General features: G+C 46.1%; 1 protein-coding gene. It reads left to right on the top strand.

The genetic code is table 11. From position 1 onward, the window contains the following. Positions 1 to 70 precede the first annotated feature (70 nt). Positions 71 to 631: an NUDIX domain-containing protein gene (locus AC1DPZ_RS28400; protein ID WP_477409844.1), complete on the top strand. Its 561-nt coding sequence runs from the start codon at positions 71 to 73 to the stop codon at positions 629 to 631. Positions 632 to 760 lie beyond the last annotated feature (129 nt).

Below are 760 nucleotides of genomic sequence, written 5' to 3'. Positions count from 1 at the left end.
CCTCATCAGTCTGATTATCTTTTATCTCAAAATCCTTTATCCTTAATCCAAAAAAAGCTATTTTTCCCCCATGCATCACCCCGAAGACAATCCCTGGAAAATAACCTCCGAAAAAGCCATATATGATAACCCCTGGATAAACGTGACAGAGTACCAGGTGATCAATCCATCGGGTAACCCTGGTATTTACGGCAAGGTGCATTTTAAAAACCTTGCCATCGGCGTTTTACCGCTGGACGACGATTTGAACACCTACCTGGTGGGCCAATATCGTTTTGTACTGAACCAATACAGCTGGGAAATGCCCGAAGGCGGTGGCCCGGAAGGCACCGATCCGCTGGAATCTGCCAAACGCGAACTGTTGGAAGAAACCGGCCTGAAAGCCAGCCGGTGGACCGAAATCCAGCGCCTGCACCTGAGTAACTCCGTAAGTGACGAGCTTAGCATTTTATACGTAGCCCGTGGCCTGGCCCAGTTTGAAGCAGAGCCCGAAGAGACCGAGCAGTTGATTATAAAGAAAGTGCCCTTTGCCCAGGTATACCAGATGGTTTGCGATAGCGCGATCACCGATGCTATGACGGTTGCTGCGGTGCTAAAAGTACAATTAATGATCTTAGAAAACCGGATATAGACCCATTGGATTTCACAAAATAACCTAAATTTGCCTGTCGAATGAAAAAATTTTTAGGCTATTTCCTTACCCCGATAGCTACGGGGATGTTTTTATTGGTACTTATTATATTTCAACCTATACAGTGGG

The organism is Mucilaginibacter sp. P4_G9 (assembly GCF_056400985.1).
Note: the sequence above shows the minus strand (reverse complement) of the source record. Positions and strands in the feature narration are given on the sequence as shown.

Excerpts from the sequence above, each read along its gene's own strand:
- AC1DPZ_RS28400 (WP_477409844.1), top strand. The coding sequence starts at position 71 with ATGCATCACCCCGAAGACAATCCCTGGAAAATAACCTCCGAAAAAGCC.